This window comes from Streptomyces coelicoflavus, assembly GCF_045041415.1.
GTDB classification, from domain to species: domain Bacteria; phylum Actinomycetota; class Actinomycetes; order Streptomycetales; family Streptomycetaceae; genus Streptomyces; species Streptomyces coelicoflavus.
This window is the reverse complement of sequence record NZ_CP108218.1, coordinates 2,911,145-2,926,885: the sequence shown is the minus strand read 5'-3', so window position 1 is coordinate 2,926,885 and position 15,741 is coordinate 2,911,145. Positions and strand designations below refer to the sequence as shown.

The 15,741-nt window shown below is 70.2% G+C and carries 13 protein-coding genes; 2 read left to right on the top strand and 11 right to left on the bottom strand.

Annotated elements, in window-relative coordinates; genetic code table 11:
* Positions 1-34 precede the first annotated feature (34 nt).
* Complete coding sequence (locus tag OHA99_RS12765; RefSeq protein WP_153178112.1) at positions 35-1,798, bottom strand: ABC transporter substrate-binding protein; 1,764 nt, start codon at positions 1,796-1,798, stop codon at positions 35-37.
* A gap of 78 nt (positions 1,799-1,876) precedes the next feature.
* Positions 1,877-2,905, bottom strand: a complete 1,029-nt coding sequence (locus tag OHA99_RS12760; protein WP_228126116.1) for an ABC transporter permease — start codon at positions 2,903-2,905, stop codon at positions 1,877-1,879.
* Between the two features lie 456 nt (positions 2,906-3,361).
* On the opposite strand from OHA99_RS12760, the gene OHA99_RS12755 reads away from it, so the two are divergent.
* Positions 3,362-4,153 carry an AfsR/SARP family transcriptional regulator gene (locus tag OHA99_RS12755; RefSeq protein WP_366473474.1) on the top strand — a complete coding sequence of 264 codons (792 nt, stop codon included), beginning with the start codon at positions 3,362-3,364 and terminating at the stop codon, positions 4,151-4,153.
* Here the strand turns inward: OHA99_RS12755 and OHA99_RS12750 are convergent.
* From OHA99_RS12750 to OHA99_RS12710, 9 genes are all read right to left on the bottom strand, one after another.
* On the bottom strand, positions 4,148-7,564 hold the full coding sequence (locus tag OHA99_RS12750; protein ID WP_405695774.1) for a BTAD domain-containing putative transcriptional regulator: 3,417 nt from the start codon (positions 7,562-7,564) through the stop codon (positions 4,148-4,150). The genes OHA99_RS12755 and OHA99_RS12750 overlap by 6 nt on opposite strands.
* Positions 7,565-7,611: 47 nt before the next feature.
* Positions 7,612-8,820, bottom strand: coding sequence for a hypothetical protein (locus OHA99_RS12745; protein ID WP_405695773.1), 1,209 nt, complete (start codon positions 8,818-8,820; stop codon positions 7,612-7,614).
* Positions 8,817-9,875, bottom strand: a complete 1,059-nt coding sequence (locus OHA99_RS12740; RefSeq protein ID WP_228126114.1) for a ThiF family adenylyltransferase — start codon at positions 9,873-9,875, stop codon at positions 8,817-8,819. The genes OHA99_RS12745 and OHA99_RS12740 overlap by 4 nt, the downstream gene beginning before the upstream one ends.
* Positions 9,876-9,955: 80 nt before the next feature.
* Positions 9,956-10,096: a hypothetical protein gene (locus OHA99_RS12735; RefSeq protein ID WP_153178107.1), complete on the bottom strand. Its 141-nt coding sequence runs from the start codon at positions 10,094-10,096 to the stop codon at positions 9,956-9,958.
* Positions 10,097-10,185: 89 nt separating this feature from the next.
* On the bottom strand, positions 10,186-10,632 hold the full coding sequence (gene lepB / locus OHA99_RS12730) for a signal peptidase I (RefSeq protein ID WP_153181766.1): 447 nt from the start codon (positions 10,630-10,632) through the stop codon (positions 10,186-10,188).
* Positions 10,632-12,491 (bottom strand): ABC transporter ATP-binding protein, encoded by a 1,860-nt coding sequence (locus tag OHA99_RS12725; RefSeq protein ID WP_405695771.1) that lies wholly within the window; start codon positions 12,489-12,491, stop codon positions 10,632-10,634. The genes lepB and OHA99_RS12725 overlap by 1 nt, the downstream gene beginning before the upstream one ends.
* Positions 12,492-12,496: 5 nt before the next feature.
* Positions 12,497-13,072: a hypothetical protein gene (locus tag OHA99_RS12720; RefSeq protein ID WP_366473470.1), complete on the bottom strand. Its 576-nt coding sequence runs from the start codon at positions 13,070-13,072 to the stop codon at positions 12,497-12,499.
* Positions 13,073-13,086: 14 nt separating this feature from the next.
* Complete coding sequence (locus tag OHA99_RS12715; RefSeq protein WP_153178104.1) at positions 13,087-13,602, bottom strand: MauE/DoxX family redox-associated membrane protein; 516 nt, start codon at positions 13,600-13,602, stop codon at positions 13,087-13,089.
* A gap of 77 nt (positions 13,603-13,679) precedes the next feature.
* Complete coding sequence (locus tag OHA99_RS12710; RefSeq protein WP_153178103.1) at positions 13,680-13,844, bottom strand: hypothetical protein; 165 nt, start codon at positions 13,842-13,844, stop codon at positions 13,680-13,682.
* A 255-nt stretch (positions 13,845-14,099) separates the two neighbouring features.
* On the opposite strand from OHA99_RS12710, the gene OHA99_RS12705 reads away from it, so the two are divergent.
* Positions 14,100-15,734, top strand: a complete 1,635-nt coding sequence (locus OHA99_RS12705) for an ABC transporter substrate-binding protein (protein ID WP_381606838.1) — start codon at positions 14,100-14,102, stop codon at positions 15,732-15,734.
* Positions 15,735-15,741 lie beyond the last annotated feature (7 nt).

The following is a 15,741-nucleotide window of genomic DNA, read 5'->3' as shown; positions in this document are numbered from 1 at the left end:
TGGGTGGTGGCCGCCCCCCTGTGCGTCTGCGCGCTTACTTCTTGACGTAGAGCTTGCAGAGGGCGATGCAGGTGTTGCCGTAGTCGAACACGACGTTGCCGATCTTCGATCCGTACATCCAGTTGCGGATCGAGTGGTAGTCCGGCACGACCGGCGCCAGCTCCATGATCTGGCGGTCGATGGCGCCCCAGGCCTTGTTGGCCTCCTCCGCGTCAGCGATCTTGGACGCGGCGTTGATCGCCTTGTTCACGCTGGCGTCGTCCAGCTGGGCGTAGTTGCTGCGGCCGTTGCCGATGTTCTCGCCGCTCCAGCACGGGTAGAAGACCGAGTAGCCGTTCGGCCAGTCCGGGCTCCAGCCGGCCGCGAACAGGTCGTAGCCGTTGTCGATCTTGCCGATCTGGGTGTAGAAGGTCGACTTGTCGAGCTGCTTGTTGACGACCTTGAAGCCCGCGGCCTCCAGGGCGTTCTTGATCGCGACGGCCTGCTTCAGCGCGTTGTCCGAGGTCTGGTACGCGATGACCAGCTTCTGGCCGACCTTGCCGGCCTCCTTCAGCAGCGCCTTGGCCTTCTCCGGGTCGCCGCCGGGCTTCTTGTCGACGCCGTACAGGTCGAACTTCTCGTAGCCGGGGGTCACCGGGCTCAGGATCGTGGTGGCGATCTCGCTGACCGCGGCGCCGCCCTTGATCGTCTGCAGCTGCTGGTGCGGCCAGGCGTGGTTGATGGCCTGGCGGACCTTGAGGTCCTTGATGCGGGTGGTGTTGATCGGCCAGTAGTAGGTGACCGTGTCGACCGCGGTGAGGACGCGCTTCTTCAGGTTCGGGTCGGTGAGCACCTTGGCGACGCGCTCCGGCGCGACCTCGTTGAAGATCGCCATGGCCTGCTGGTCCTCGCCGGAGTCGGCGATGAAGCGGTCGGTGGCGGCCAGCGGCTGGTAGCCGAACCGGAACTGGTACTGGTCCGGGTAGGCGTTGCGGATCGCGTCCGTCTTCGGGTCCCAGTGCTCGTTGCGCACGTAGGTCAGGGACTTGCCGACGCTGCGCTCGCTGATCTTGTAGGGCCCGCAGGAGAACGGACGGCTGTCGTACTTCTGCTTGGTGTCCTTCGCCTTGGGCACGAGGGAGTAGCCGCGCATGGCCAGCGTGAAGTTGAAGTCGGCGCGGGGCTCGTTGAGGCGGAAGGTGATGGTCTTGCCGTCGACCTCGACGGAGTCGAGCTGCTTGCCGTCGTACGGGCCCTTGTACTTGTCGCCGCCGACGAGGAACTGCTGCACGTAGCGCGGGCCCTCGGTGACGAAGTCGGCGAAGAGGCGCTCGAAGGTGTGGCGGACGTCGTCCACGGTGACGTCGGAGCCGTCCTCCCACTTCACGCCGTCCTTCAGGGTGAACGACCAGGTCTTGCCGCCGTCCTTCATCGTGCCGGCGTCGGTGGCGACGTCGCCGACCAGGGTGCAGCCGCCCTTGTCGTCGAGCTTGTAGCCGGTCAGACCGCGCATGATCGGGACGGTGATGGCGCCCTCGGTGGAGACGTAGATCTGCGCCGGGTCCATGTGGTCCATGTCGAACTGGTCGAGCGAGTGGACGATCCCGCCCTTCACCGCGTCCTTGACCTCGGGCGCCGGACCGGTCGAGTCGGCCTTCGTGCCGACCAGGATGTTGACGGTCTTGGAGCCGGTGACCTTCGGGGCGTCGCTCTTGCCGCCGCCGCCCTTGTTGTCACTGCCGCCACAGGCGGTCAGGACCGAGGAGGAGGCCGCGACGACACCGGTCGCTATGAGGAAGTTTCTGCGGGAGAAAGCCATGGAGAACCTACCAAGGGTGGTCAAACGGGACGGAGGTGGCCGGCCAGATTCCTGTGTACGGACCGGGGAAGGAACGGATCAGCGCTTGGTCTTCGGGTCGAGCGCGTCGCGCACCGAGTCGCCGAGCAGGTTGAAGGCGAGGACGAAGATCACCATGGAGAGGCCCGGGAAGAGCATGAAGGTGAGGTCCTCGGTGTAGAACTGGGCGCCTCGCTGGATCATGACGCCCCAGTCCGGCGTCGGGTCGATCATGCCGACGCCGAGGAATGCCAGCCCCGCCTCGGCGGTGACGAACATCGGCAGCATCAGCGTGGTCTGGATGATGATCGGAGTCCAGAGATTCGGCAGCAGCTCCTTGAAGACGATGCGCCAAGGAGACGCGCCCGTGACCTTCGCGGCCTCCACGAACTCCCGCTCGCGCAGGCCGAGTACCTGACCGCGCAGCAGTCGGGCGAGCGAGGCCCAGCCGAAGCCGGACAGCACGATGATCAGGGAGATGGCCCGCAGAGAGGTCGGGATGTTCTCGTCCGACGCGACGAACAGGCCGTAGATGACCGGCATGAACGCGATGAAGAACAGCGTGGACGGGAACGACAGCAGGATGTCGATGACCCGGCCGACGAAGTAGTCCGTCTTGCCGCCGAGGTAGCCCGCCGTGGTGCCGATGACGACGCCGAGGATGGCCGTGACGATCGTGGCGGCCACCGCGAGGCCCAGCGAGGTCCGGATGCCGTACAGCAGGAAGGTGAACACGTCCCGGCCGAGCTGCGGCTCGATGCCGAACCAGAACTCCGAACTCATGCCGCCGTTCGGGCCGGCCGGGTACGAGAAGGCGTCCAGCAGTTCGGGTCGTGCGCTGGCGTACGTGGTGTACGGGTCCTTGCCGTACAGCTTGGCGATGAGGGGCGCCGCGAGCGCGATCACGAAGAAGAAGATCACGATGCACGCGGATATGACGCCCGTCTTGTCCCGCTTGAAGCGGATCCAGGCCAGTCGGCCTGGTGAACGGCTGTCGCTGCCCTTGGGGGTGGCGGGCATGGGTGACTTGTCGACGGTTTCGTCGGTCACCTCGAGCGGGGCGGCCGCTGATGGAGTTGGGGGGGTCATGGTGCTCCTGGCCCAAGGGAGGGTCTGATGACTCCGCAGGGCGTCCCCCTACGGGCTACGCCGGACTTTTTCAACGCAATTCGTTCAAGGTCAATAAAATCTGGCTCGAGTTGACCTTGTCTTTACTTTCTTTGCCTCCTCTTGGTCATTCCGTAGTTACGCGTGTAGCGCGTCGTGATCGATCCGTGCCTTACATCGGGCCAACTGGACCAATCGGGCAAGGTGTTCGTTATATGGGCGCCGGGTCGTCGGAATGCGTACACCTGAGGGTCGCAAAGTAACGGGTTTGCATCACTTTCCGGTGATCCATTGCGTGGCCGACCGGACAAATCACCGCGCTGTCCTGCGACGTCCGTGCGTGATCCATGCAGAACCCGAACGTCCGGTCCGCACAGTGAGAGGTGCCGCTGACACCAGACCACTGACACAGACCGACGAAGACCTTCAGGGGACCGCGTGAACGTACAGATCCTGGGTTGTATCGAGCTTCGCGCCACAGACGGTGGAAACATTCCGGTCAGCCCGACCGTCGGCCGCCTTCTGGCCACGCTGGCCTGGTCCGCGAACTCCTTCATCACCGACGAGGACACGATCGGCCGGGTCTGGGAGAGCAGGGTCCCGGCCCACCCCCGCGACGCCCTCTACACAGTGGCGACCCGGCTGCGCAAGGCGCTGCACGCGGTCGCCGCGCCGGACACCGCGTGCGACGTGGTCCGGCGGCCGGGCGGATACACCCTGGTCGCGGCCGAGGAGACGGTCGACGTCCTCCGCTTCCGCGCCCTCGTCCGGCAGGCCAGGAACGCACAGTGCCGGGGAGAGGAGGAGGCTGCCCTGGAGTGCTACGAGAGGGCGCTGGCCCTGTGCCACGGCCGTCCCCTGTCCGATGTCCGGACGGCATGGGCGGAGGCCGCGCGCGTGACGTTCGGTCAGGAGCTGCGGGCCGCGAGGATTAACAGCGCGGAACTCGCGCTCGGCCTCGGGCGCTGCGACGACTACGTGCCGTTGCTCCACGAGCTGGCCGAGGCCCATCCCCTGGACGAACGGATCGCCAGTCTGCTGATGCTGGCGCTGTACCGCAGCGGACGCCAGGACGAGGCGCTGCGCTGTTTCCGCTCCATCCGCTCACGGTTCGTCGCGGAACTCGGCGTCGAGCCCGGGGGCAGGCTGCGCATGCTGCACGAGCGGATCCTGCGCAGGGACGAGATCGTGCACGGCGGCCGTCCGGTGTGGGCGGCCATGGCGTCATAGCCGCCCACCCGTGCCGGGCCCGTCGTCCGTGAGGTCGTCGAAGTGATCGGCGAGGTAGCGCGCGAGACGTTCCGCCGCGTCGTCCGGCAGGGGAGGCCGCGCGCTCCGTGCCGCGGGGATCCGTGCCGCCGGGCTCCGGTCCGGCGCGGCGGCGGCCCCACGGTGTCCGGTGGCCGTCCGGTGTCCGGTGGCCGTCCGGCAGGAGGACGGGACGCCGATCGCGTCGAACAACGTCTCCGCCTCGTCGCGGTACCCGGCGGGGGACCGGAGGTCACCGGCGGCCTCGCGGGCGGCGGCGAGGGCGGTCAGCGCACGAGCCAGCACCAGGCGCTGGCCCGAGTGCCGCGCCTGCTCCACCGCCTCCCGCGCCGTCTCTGTCGCGGCGGTGGTCTCACCGGTCTCCCGGAGGGCCACCGCGGACAGGATCCGGATGCGGGGCAGCGTGAGGGGACTGCCGTTCACCGCGAGCCCGCCGGCCGTCTCCAGAACCGCCGCCGCTTCCCGGTACCGTCCCTCCGCGCAGTGCAGGGCCCCGCGCACCAGCAGGATCTCGATCAGGCCGGTCCGGTGCCCGGTCTCCTCGGCGATGGTCCGGGCATCGTCCAGGTGGGCGGCCGCCTCCCGGGTCCGGCCCGTGCGCAGCTCGAGGGAGGCCAGACCCACCAGGGAGTCGACCTGACAGTTGCGGTTGCCGACGCGCCGGGCCAGCCCGAGCGCGTCCTCGTAGGCGAGCAGGGCACGGGCGTCCTGGCCCGCGTCGTCGCGCACCCGGCCGAGGGTCTCCAGCATCACCGCCTCCGCGTAGAGCGATTCGGAGGCCCGGGAGACCTCCAGGCCCTTCCGCAGAGTGGCGGCGGCATCCCGGAACCTCGCCTGCTTCTGCTGCACCAGCGCGTGGTTCACCAGGGTCATCGAGTGGAGGTGCCCCTGCGTGCCGGCGTCGAGCGCGAGCGCCGCGGTCACCGCCTCCTCGGCCTCGGCGAGCCGCCCCAGCGCGAGCTGCAGGGAGGCCGTGTTGGTCAGCATGATCTTCTCGGCCTCCGTCATGCCGAGGGTGCGGTAGAGGGTGAGGGCGCGGTCGTAGAAGGGCAGTGCCTCGCGCGGTTCGCCCAGCAGTTTCAGCGTCACCCCCGTGCCCTGCGCGCTCCGTGCCTCTCCCGACAGCCACCCGGCGTCGCGGGCCGCGAGCTGTGCGCTCTCGTAGGCGCCGAGGGCACCCCTGAAGTCGCCGCTCCGCCACAGGGCGTGGCCGGACGACAGGTGGACGACCGCCTGGCCCCTGCGGTCGCCGCCGCGTTCGGCCGCCTTCCCGGCGAGCGCGGCCAGCCGCAGCCAGTCGGACAGCGGGCGGCGGTGGTGGAACAGGTCCTGCAAGGCGTCGACGATCTGCCAGGCGAAGCGGGCGGGCCCGTGCTCGGCCGCGTACGCGATCGCCGCCGCGATGTCCTCCCACTCCTCGTCGAACCAGGCGAAGGCCTCCTCCGGGGTGCGGAAGGTCCGGGGGACGGAGCCGCCGACGGGTTCCGGACGGGGCTGCGGGCAGTAGAGGCGGCACGTCTCGGCGACGCGGGAGACACTCTGCAGGTAGTGGTCGAGGAGGCGGTCGACCGCCCGGGCCCGCTCCGCCTCGGCGTCCTCGGTGACCACGCGTTCCACCGCGTACTCGTGCACGAGGTCGTGCCAGGCGGTACGGCCGTCCTCGGTGTCGCGCAGCAGGTGCACCCGCTGGGCGAGCCTGAGCAGGTCGGCCGTGTGGGACTCGTCGAGTCCCGCGCCCGCCGCGGTCGCGGCCACCGAGCGGCCGGTGCCCGGAATCAGCCCCAGGGAGCGGAAGACCCACTTCGCCTCGTCGGGCAGCGTCCCGTAGGACAGGTCGAGCGCGGCCCGTACGGCGACGCTCTCCTCCCCCTCCACGTGCAGCCGGGCAAGACGGCCGCGTTCCGCGAGGCTGGTGACGTAGGCCCGGACGCTCCCGGCCCCGGTGCCGATCCAGGAACCGGCGACGCACAGGGCGAGGGGCAGGTGGTCGCAGAGTTCCACCAGGTGGGCCGCGGCCCCGGGGTCGGCCGCCACGGCGTCGGCACCGATCGCGGCGCCGAACAGCTCCAGCGCCTCTTCCCGGGACAGCACGTCGCAGGTCACCCGGTGGGCCCCGTCCAGGACGAGCCCGTTCAGCTTCCGCCGGCTGGTCACCAGGGTGAGCGACCCGCTGGTGGAGGGAAGGAGCCGGCGTACGGTCGAGGCGTCGGCCACGTCGTCGAGGACGACGAGGACCCGACGGCCCGCCAGGAGCGTGCGGTAGAGGGCGGTCTGCGCGTCCAGCCCCAGCGGGATGTCGTGCGGCGCGCAGCCCAGCCCCTGCAGCAGCAGCGGCAGCGCCTCCTCCAGGGACATGGGACCGGCGTTGTCGAAGCCCCGCATGTCCAGGAAGAGCTGCCCGTCGGGATAGCCGTCGGCTATCCGGTGGGCCCAGTGCAGGGCCAGCGCGGTCTTCCCGGCACCGGCGGGCCCCACGATCACGGCCGGAGCGCCGTCTTCCCGCCGGCAGGCGTCGAGCAGGCGCAGCTCCGTGTTCCGGCCGACGAAGCGGTGCGGAGCCCGGGGCAGCTGGCGGGGCACCCAGCGGTGCCGGGAGGGCTCGGCGGGAGCGGACCCGGCCGCGCGGGGGGCGGCGTCTCCGACGAGCAGCCTCCGGTGGAGCTCCGTGAGTTCGTCCGAGGGGTCGACGCCGAGTTCCCTCACCATGCGGTTGCGCAGCCCGGTGTAGACGGCCAGGGCGTCCGGGGACCGCCCGTCCCGGGCCAGGGAGCGCATCAGCAGCGCGTGCGGGCGTTCGCGCAGCGGGTGCTCGGACGTGAGCCGGACCAGGTCGGCGACGGCGGAGCGCGGCCGGCCCAGCTCCAGTTCCGCCTCCGCCCTGCCCTCCTCGGCGGCGATGCGCAGTTCGGTCAGGCGCCGGCGTTCCGCCTCCATGGCCGGCAGATCGGGGAGCGGGTCGCCGCGCCACAGCGCGAGGGCGTCGTCGTGGTAGCGGTACGCCTCCGCCCACTCCTTGTGCGCCAGCGCCCGCAGCCCGTCCCTGATCAGCGCTTCGAAGAGGAACGCGTCGACCTCCGCGGGAGCGGCGCGCAGGACGTACCCGGGCTTCCGGGTGGCCAGCAGGGCGGCTCCGTCCGGACCGAAGGCGTGCCGGACCTCGGAGACCAGGGCGCGGATCCGTGCGGCCGACGCGCTGGGCATCCGCTCGTCCCACAGACCCTGGGCCAGCCGGTCCACGGAGACGACGCGGTCGGCGTGCAGCAGCAGGACCGCGCAGAGGGCGCGTTGGCGGCCGGTGAGGACAACGGCGGTGTCGTCGACTCGGATCTCCAGGGGGCCGAGCAGACGGAACCGGGGCGAGCGGTTGTGCATCAAGGAAAGGTAGACCAGCGGCGTTCCCCCAGGCTATGGGGCTCCTGTCAGCGATCGCGCCGCCACCTGCGGGCCGCCCGCCTCGCACGCCCGACCCGGTCACCATGGCGCTTCCACCACAGGCGTGCCCACAGCGTCTGCATGCCGCACAGGACCAGGACGGTGGCGAGCGCGTCGAGCCGCAGCCACCAGTCGGATCCGTCCACCATGTGTACGAGGGACCGGCGCAGCAGCGGCCAGGTGACCTCGGTGAGCACTCGCAAGCCGATGGCAAGGCAGGCCACGCTGCCCACGGCCACGGCGACGGCGTACCCCTTGACGAAGCGCTGCTCACGGGCGGGCAGTGAGCGCAGCGGGTGCGGGGCCCGGCGCCCGAAGGGCAGGGCGGCCACGTGGCGCAGGTAGCGGGTCGTGTCGGTGAACAGGTTCCGGCAGCCCGTCAGGTCCTGGACGACGAAATACAGGTCCGTGCGCATGAACACCAGGCACTGGTTCGCCAGCGCGAGGAACAGGGTCGCCACGACGACGGGAAGCAGGACGAAGTCCGCTCCCCAGGCGCGAGCCAGCAGGCAGCCGCCCCAGATCACCGAGTCGAGGACGATGCCCGACAGGTAGACCGTGAGCCGCGCCCGCCGGCCCTTGAGCCAGATGCCGGACACCTCGGTCTGCGCCACCAGGAACTGGAGGCGGGTACCGAGCCGGATCCGCCCGCGCACCCCCGTGGCGCGGGCGGTCAGCAGGTGTGCGACCTCGTGCAGGGCGATGAGGCACCAGCCGATCACGCACTGCACCAGCACCGTGAAGGTGCCGTACTCCGTCCAGAGGAAGCTGTCCCAGGAGGGGAAGGTGCCCGGACGCGTCAGCGCGACCGCGAGACCCGCGACCGGGACCAGGAGCAGGACGGCGTGCAGCACCGGGTTCAGGAGCAGGCGCACCTGGTGCGGCCGCACCCGGGGAAACGAGACCGCGGCCGGTGCGACGGGAAACCGCCGCTCACCGATGGACGCCACCAGCCCGGCGGACGCCAGCCGCTCCACGAAGGCCCGGACATCGACGTCCCGGCCGGTGCTCGCACGCAGGCTGCTCCTGGTCTCCTCCACCGTCCGGCCGGCGGACAGCAGCCGAATCGCGTCCATGCCGATCCCGGGCAGGGCGACGATCTCGTCGGTGCCCTGCCGTCCGACGATCCACTCGTCCCGGTCCGGGCGGAACTCCAGTTCGTGGAAGGAGACGTCGAGGCCTCCCGCACGGGTCACCGGCTGCACAACGGACACTCCGGCCGGGCGGGGTGCCGCACGTGGACGAGATGGTCCGGGGCGATCAGATTGATGCCGCGCACGAAGCCGGGAGGCGTCCGGGCGGTACCGGTGACCAGCGAGACGACCTCGTTGGCGATGAGCTGACCCGAGATCCCGGCGGCCGGCGCCATCGCTCCCGTGCCCCCCAGATCCGGGTGCCGGCCGGGCTTCAGTTTGGCCTCCTCGCCCGCGCCGACGCACTCGAAGCAGGGACCTTCGGGCCCGTAGACACCGACCGTCACCAGGGGACCGTTGTAGCCGGCGGTCACCCAGGGGACTCCCAGCCCGGCACAGACCCGGTTGGTCATCTTGTTGATGACGTCGTTGCGCGGCTCGTCGGCGCACAGCACGAAGACGTCGCAGCCGGCGACGAGTTCGCGCAGCGCGTCCTCGGTGTCCACCCGCCGCACGTCACAGGTGAACCTCCCCGAGGAGTTGACCGCGCCGATCCGTTCCGCGGCCACCTCGGCCTTGGCCCGGCCGACGTCGGCCTCGGTGTAGAGCGCCTGCCGGGTCAGGTTGGACACCTCGACCCGGTCGGGATCCACGAGATGAAGGGTTCCGACACCGACTGCGGTCAGCGCCCAGGCGGCGTGGCTGCCCGTGCCTCCGACGCCCAGCACCGTCACACGGGCGCGTCCGATGCGCCGTTGGGCCTCCCAGGGGTCGCTCCCCGGACGCAGATCGACGCGCCGGAAATAGTCGTGGTTGCGGCTGTAGCGCTCGATCTCGCCGTCCGTGAACCCGTCGGGACGGCCGGCCGCCGCGTCTTCCACGTAGCCGGTGCCGATCAGCTCACGCACCAGCCGCCGGGCGCCGTCGGCACCGAGGCGGGGGTGCCGCTCGGCCAGCGCCGTCTCTATGTCCTGGCGTGGAGCCGTCCCGTCCATCAGGGTCAGGGCGTCCCATGCCCACCCGTGGCGGTCGGTGATCTCCGCCGCGATGCCGTAGACCTCGCCGCCGAGGCGGACCGTTCCGTCGTCGAACCGGTGCGGGATGTGTTCCCGTTTCACTCGTGGACGTCTCACAACCAGCCTTCCCGGAGTGCTTCTCCGACGCAACGGTCCGCCGTGGGCCGGCGACGACCCGGTGACTACCGGGCGACCGCCTTGCTGTCGATGGTCTCGATCTTGTCGAGCATGCGGATCTCGATCAGCTCGGTCTGCCCCTCCGGCTCCGTCACCACGGGGAACGCCCTCTCGTCGTCCTGCGTGCCGCGCGTGTTGTCCTGCATGTGTCTTCCTCTCTTCTCGGTGTGCGTTTCCTTGGTCCGCCGCGACCCCCCGACGAAGCTCCGAAGAAGCTCCGGACAGGCGCCGGAGGTCACAGCCGCCGCCACACCGCGCCGAGAACCCGTTCCACGGGGAAGGGCCCCATCTGACGCGAGTCGAAACTGACGGACGCGTTGTCCCCGAGCAGCAGCAGATGGCCCGGTGGCACCAGGCCGGCCGCTTCGTCCCGGCTGCCGCACGGATCGCCGGCCACGGCGGAGACCCGTTTGAGCAGCCACTGGCGCTCGGTCACCGGCGTTCCGGGACTGCCCAGTCCGGCCGGTTCGGAAATCCAGCTGCGGCGCTCCGTGTCCGGGAGCTCCACGACGACCACTTGGCCGCGGCGCGGGACGGCACCACGCCGCACCAGGACCCGGTCACCGGGCCGGTACGCCGGCAGCATGCTGTGTCCCGTGACGGTGACCGAGACGAGGCGCCTGCGCAGCAGCGCCGTCCCCGCGACGACGAGTCCCGCGCACCCGCCCGCCACCGCCCACATCACGACACCGCTCCTTCCACGGCGGCCGGTCCGTGTTCCGGCAGGGACGGGGACCCGCCCGCGTACCCGGCGGCCTGGAGCCCGAAGAGCCGGGCGTACGAGCCGTCAAGGGCCATCAGGGCGGCGTGGTCGCCCCGTTCCGTGATCCGTCCCTCGGAGAGGACGACGATGACGTCCGCCTCCCGTACGGAACCCAGCCGGTGGGAGATGAGCAGACTCGTCCGCCCGTGGTGGAACTCGCTCAGCCGCGTGTGCAGTTCGTGCTCGGCCTCGGCGTCGAGGCCGGACGTGGGCTCGTCCAGGATCAGGAAGTCGCGCTGCTCGCGCACCAGGGCACGGGCCAGGGCCAGCCGCTGCATCTGGCCCCCGGACAGCAGGACGCCGGTGGTCGTGTCGTCCTGCTCCTCGCCCGGGAAGAAGGTCCGGGTGACCAGGGTGTCGTATCCGCGGGGGAGGCCCTCCAGCGTCCGGTCGATGCCCGCGTTGCGGGCCGCCTCGGCGACGCGCGAGGACGAGTCCAGCGCGTCCAGGTCGCCGAGCGCGATGTTCTCCCGTGCGGTGAGGTCGTAGTGCATGAAGTCCTGGAAGACCGCGCTCGTCCGCCGGCGCAGGTCGTCCGGGTCGAACTCGCGGATGTCGACGCCGTCCCAGAGGATCGCGCCGCGCGTCGGGTCGTAGAACCGGCACAGGAGCTTGACCAGCGTGGACTTGCCCGCTCCGTTGAGGCCGACGAGGGCCGTGCTCCGTCCCTGGGGGATGAAGAGGTCGACCCCCCGGAGTACCCACGGCTGGTCCGGACCGTAGCGGAACCAGACGTCGCGGAGTTCGAGTCCGTGTGCCAGGGCGGGGGCGGGCAGCGGATCGGCGGCGCGCGCCAGGTCGGGTTCGGTGGCGACGACGTCCTGGTAGTGACCGAACAGCACCAGCGCCTGGTGGGCCTGGGCCGCGCCGGCCGACAGCTGGCCGACGGAGCTCTGCACCCCCGCGACGGCGGCGATGAAGATCGCGACGTCTCCCAGCGTGAGCCCACCGGACAGCGCACTGTGGATGGCCCAGACCAGGCCGGTCCCGGACACCAGCGCGGCGAACAGCGCCAGCAGGGACTGGGTCGAGAGCTCACGGCGGTCCACCCCGCGCCGAGCGGCGTTCGAGGCGAGCCGCTCCGTCTGCATCCGGCCCAGCAGAAAGCCGCCGATGCCGAACAGCCGCACTTCCTTGGCGGCCTCGACATTGGAGAGCAACTGGTCGAAGAAGAATTCGCGGCGCTCCCGCGGGCTGATGCGCCAGATCATGTCCGCCCTGCGACGGGACAGCACGATCTCGGCGACCAGCACGGGCACGGCGAAGACCAGGACGAACAGGGCCATCAACGGGGCGATGACCAGGAGGGAACTGAGGAATCCCACGATGGTGACGCCCGCGCGCACGGTTCCCAGTACGCCTCCCACCACCTGGCCGGGTGCGCTCTTCCCCGACTGCTTGGCCAGGCGCAGCTTGTCCAGGAAGCTCGGGTCCTCGAAGGGCCCGATGCCGACGAACCGGCCCACCGCGGTGAACAGCCGCCCCTGCGCCAGGGTTCCGGTGGCCCGCTCGACCTCCGCCTGCAGATAGCCGGAGACGTGCGGGACCACGGCCTGGACGACGCCGACGAGGGCCAGCCCGACGGCCAGCGCCACCAGGGTGTTCACCGGTGCCTGGGCGCCCAGCTCGTCGAGGGCGAGCTTGGTGAGCCAGCCGGCGGCGACCGGGAAGGCCCCGCTGAGCAGGTCGAGCGCGGCATAGGCGGCCAGCTTGAGCGCGGCGGCCTCGCGTGCGAGGGAGAGAACGCCCAGGACCGGGGCGAGCCCTTGTCTGATCATGAGCACTAACTCCTGGCGAGGGCCGACGAGGACAGCTCGGGGACGCTGCCGGCGAGCCGGGCCGAACTGCCGGACGACACCGTCACCCTGCCCTCTCCGTCCACCACGAGGTACGTGGGGAACATCGACACCCCCAACTCGCCGATCAGCGTGGGTGCCTGCTTCTCCCCGGCGACGACGTGGGCCAGTTCGCCGAGCTGGTCCCGGTAGAGGGCCGCTCCGTCCGGGTCCCCGACGACGAACGAGACGACGCGGTCCCGGTCGACACCCGCGTCGCGCAGGAACTTCGCGTATCCCGGCAGCTGCTGCTCACAGCCGCTGCATCCGACCGACTGGAAGGAGAGGATCCACGGCCGCGAGCCGGGAACGGGCAGTCGTACCTCGTTCCCGTCCATGTCGAGGAGTCCGGGCACCGGCGGGACGACGGTGCCCACGGCGGGGAGCTCGTCCGGACGGCGACTCAGCGCTCCCTCCTGGGTCAGCGGATCGAGGAGCTTCTTGACGCGCAGCGCGACGGCCACGGAGAGACCGCACGCGGCGGAAGCGACCAGCAGGGCGAGGACGGCGAGCGCGATGCTCATAGGGACTCCAGTTCTCAGGTCGTGCGCGGGGGGCGGAAGAAGGAGACCAGTTCCCCGAGGTGGAGCAGGGCGACGCCGAAGACCGCGGCGGGTGCCACGACGACGGCGTAGGCGACCGGGCCGGGACCGCCGGTGCGCACGGTCGCCCACCAGGTGAGGACGCAGACGGTCAGGAGCAGGACGTTGCGCAGGACGTGCACTTCGGAGACCGGCGTGTCGTCCGCTCCGGCGCAGCCGCAGGACGCGTCCGGGCGCGACCGCATCAGGCCGATCAGATATCCGGTGAAGGCCAGCAGCAGCAACGTGGCCGCGGCACACCCGAGCCAGGCCCACGGCCGGATCAGCAGAAGTCCCGCGGCGGCCACCTCGACGGCGGGAACCGCGAGGGCCAGGGCTGCCGAAAGGCCGCCCCCCAACCGCGGCAGGGTGGTGGCGACGTGCCGGCGAAAGGCGGAGACGTCCCGGAGCTTGAGCAGGCCCGACCAGAAGAGCACGGTGGCCAGACACAACTGGCCGAATGCTACTGCCATGTCTGTCCATTCCCGCTAGAGGTGGATCGGTGGCCGATGGCCGCCGTGCACCTGTTCGGGCACGGCGGCCACGGGTCTCAGACGAAGCAGCGCACCGAGCAGTTCGGGTTGTAGCAGCACTTGTACTCGTAGAACTGGCCACCCGTGCTGCTGCGCTCCATCCAGCAGCCCGGTGCGCAGCCGGCGGCGGCGGACGTCTGGGGCAGCAGCTTGTCGGCGATACGGCTCAGCATCTTGGACATGGAGTTCTCCTCGTCGTGTTCTCCGTCGGGGCGTCAGGCGGGCGCCCGGCCTCGGTCCCCAGGCTCCACCGCCGGACTTTCCGTCGTCTTTCAGTGGCCTTTCCGGCGCGGTGAGCGGGCGGCGGAGCCGGTGGACGGCTGCCCTCCGGCCGCGGGGGACCCCGGATGGTGGGACTGAAGGTGCGGAGTGTCGGTGATCCACGGATATTGACTGAAATGGGGCAAAGGACGAGTCAGGGCACGAGGAGGCACTCCATGCGCGGAGCCACGCACGCCAAATGGGCCGCTTGCGCGGCGGCGGTAGTCCTCGCGGCGACGGCCTGCGGCGGCGGGGGCGGGGACGGCGGCAGTGGCGGGGACGGCGGCGGAGTGCTCAGCTCCTCCTGGGGCGACCCGCAGAACCCGCTGGAGCCCGCCAACACCAACGAGGTGCAGGGCGGCAAGGTCCTCGACATGATCTTCCGGGGGCTGAAGAAGTACGACCCCGACACCGGCGAGGCCAAGAACATGCTCGCCGAGAAGATCGAGACCTCCGACTCGCAGAACTTCACCGTCACCGTCAAGGACGGCTGGACCTTCAGCAACGGCGAGAAGGTCACCGCCCAGTCCTTCGTGGACGCCTGGAACTACGGCGCGAGCCTGAAGAACAACCAGCGCAACGCCTACTTCTTCGCGTACATCGACGGCTACGACAAGGTGCACCCCGAGAGCGGATCGCAGAGCGCCGACACGCTCTCCGGGCTGAAGGTGACCGGCCCGCGCACCTTCACCATCAAGCTCAACCAGAAGTTCTCCAGCTTCCCCGACACCCTCGGCTACGCCGCCTTCGCGCCGCTGCCCAAGGCGTTCTTCGACGACCACGACGCCTGGCTGAAGAAGCCGGTCGGCAACGGCCCGTACCAGGTCGACAACTACACGCGCGGCTCGCAGATGTCCCTGCGCAAGTGGGACGACTACCCCGGCCCGGACAAGGCGCAGAACGGCGGCGTGGACCTCAAGGTCTACACCGACAACAACACCGCCTACACGGACCTGATCGCCGGCAACCTCGACCTGGTCGACGACGTCCCGGCGTCCCAGCTCAAGAACGTCAAGAACGACCTCGGCGACCGGTACATCAACACCCCCGCCGGCATCATCCAGACGCTCGCCTTCCCGTTCTACGACAACGACTGGAGCAAGTCCGGCTCCGAGAAGGTCCGCAAGGGCCTGTCCATGGCGATCAACCGCAAGCAGATCACCGACACGATCTTCCAGCAGACCCGCACCCCGGCCACCGACTGGACCTCACCGGTCCTCGGCAAGGACGGCGGCTACAAGCCGGGCCTGTGCGGCGACGCCTGCGAGTACAACCCCGAGGAAGCCAGGAAGCTGGTCAAGGAGGGCGGCGGGCTGCCCGGCGGCCAGGTCAAGATCACGTACAACGCCGACACCGGCTCCCACAAGCAGTGGGTCGACGCGGTCTGCAACTCCATCAACAACGCCCTGGACAACGACCGCGCCTGCGCCGGCAACCCGGTCGGCACCTTCGCCGACTTCCGCAACCAGATCACCGACCAGAAGATGAGCGGCCCCTTCCGCGCCGGCTGGCAGATGGACTACCCGCTCATCCAGAACTTCCTCCAGCCGCTCTACTACACCAACGCCTCCTCCAACGACGGCAAGTGGTCCAGCCAGAAGTTCGACGACCTCGTCGACAAGGCCAACGCCGAGACCGACACCGCCAAGGCCGTCGGCCTCTTCCAGCAGGCCGAGGAAGTCCTCAGGGACGACATGGGCGCCATCCCGCTCTGGTACCAGAACGGCAGCGCCGGCTACTCGGACCGGCTCTCCGACGTCAAGCTCAACCCCTTCAGCGTCCCGGTCTACAACGAGATCAAGGTCGGCTGAGGGGGCG

What these genes read in the sequence shown, in the direction of transcription:
- OHA99_RS12765 (WP_153178112.1), bottom strand. Translation starts at nt 1,798, where the DNA reads ATGGCTTTCTCCCGCAGAAACTTCCTCATAGCGACCGGTGTCGTCGCG.
- OHA99_RS12760 (WP_228126116.1), bottom strand. Translation starts at nt 2,905, where the DNA reads ATGACCCCCCCAACTCCATCAGCGGCCGCCCCGCTCGAGGTGACCGAC.
- OHA99_RS12750 (WP_405695774.1), bottom strand. Translation starts at nt 7,564, where the DNA reads ATGCACAACCGCTCGCCCCGGTTCCGTCTGCTCGGCCCCCTGGAGATC.
- OHA99_RS12735 (WP_153178107.1), bottom strand. Translation starts at nt 10,096, where the DNA reads ATGCAGGACAACACGCGCGGCACGCAGGACGACGAGAGGGCGTTCCCC.
- lepB (WP_153181766.1), bottom strand. Translation starts at nt 10,632, where the DNA reads ATGTGGGCGGTGGCGGGCGGGTGCGCGGGACTCGTCGTCGCGGGGACG.
- OHA99_RS12725 (WP_405695771.1), bottom strand. Translation starts at nt 12,491, where the DNA reads ATGATCAGACAAGGGCTCGCCCCGGTCCTGGGCGTTCTCTCCCTCGCA.
- OHA99_RS12720 (WP_366473470.1), bottom strand. Translation starts at nt 13,072, where the DNA reads ATGAGCATCGCGCTCGCCGTCCTCGCCCTGCTGGTCGCTTCCGCCGCG.
- OHA99_RS12715 (WP_153178104.1), bottom strand. Translation starts at nt 13,602, where the DNA reads ATGGCAGTAGCATTCGGCCAGTTGTGTCTGGCCACCGTGCTCTTCTGG.
- OHA99_RS12710 (WP_153178103.1), bottom strand. Translation starts at nt 13,844, where the DNA reads ATGTCCAAGATGCTGAGCCGTATCGCCGACAAGCTGCTGCCCCAGACG.
- OHA99_RS12705 (WP_381606838.1), top strand. Translation starts at nt 14,100, where the DNA reads ATGCGCGGAGCCACGCACGCCAAATGGGCCGCTTGCGCGGCGGCGGTA.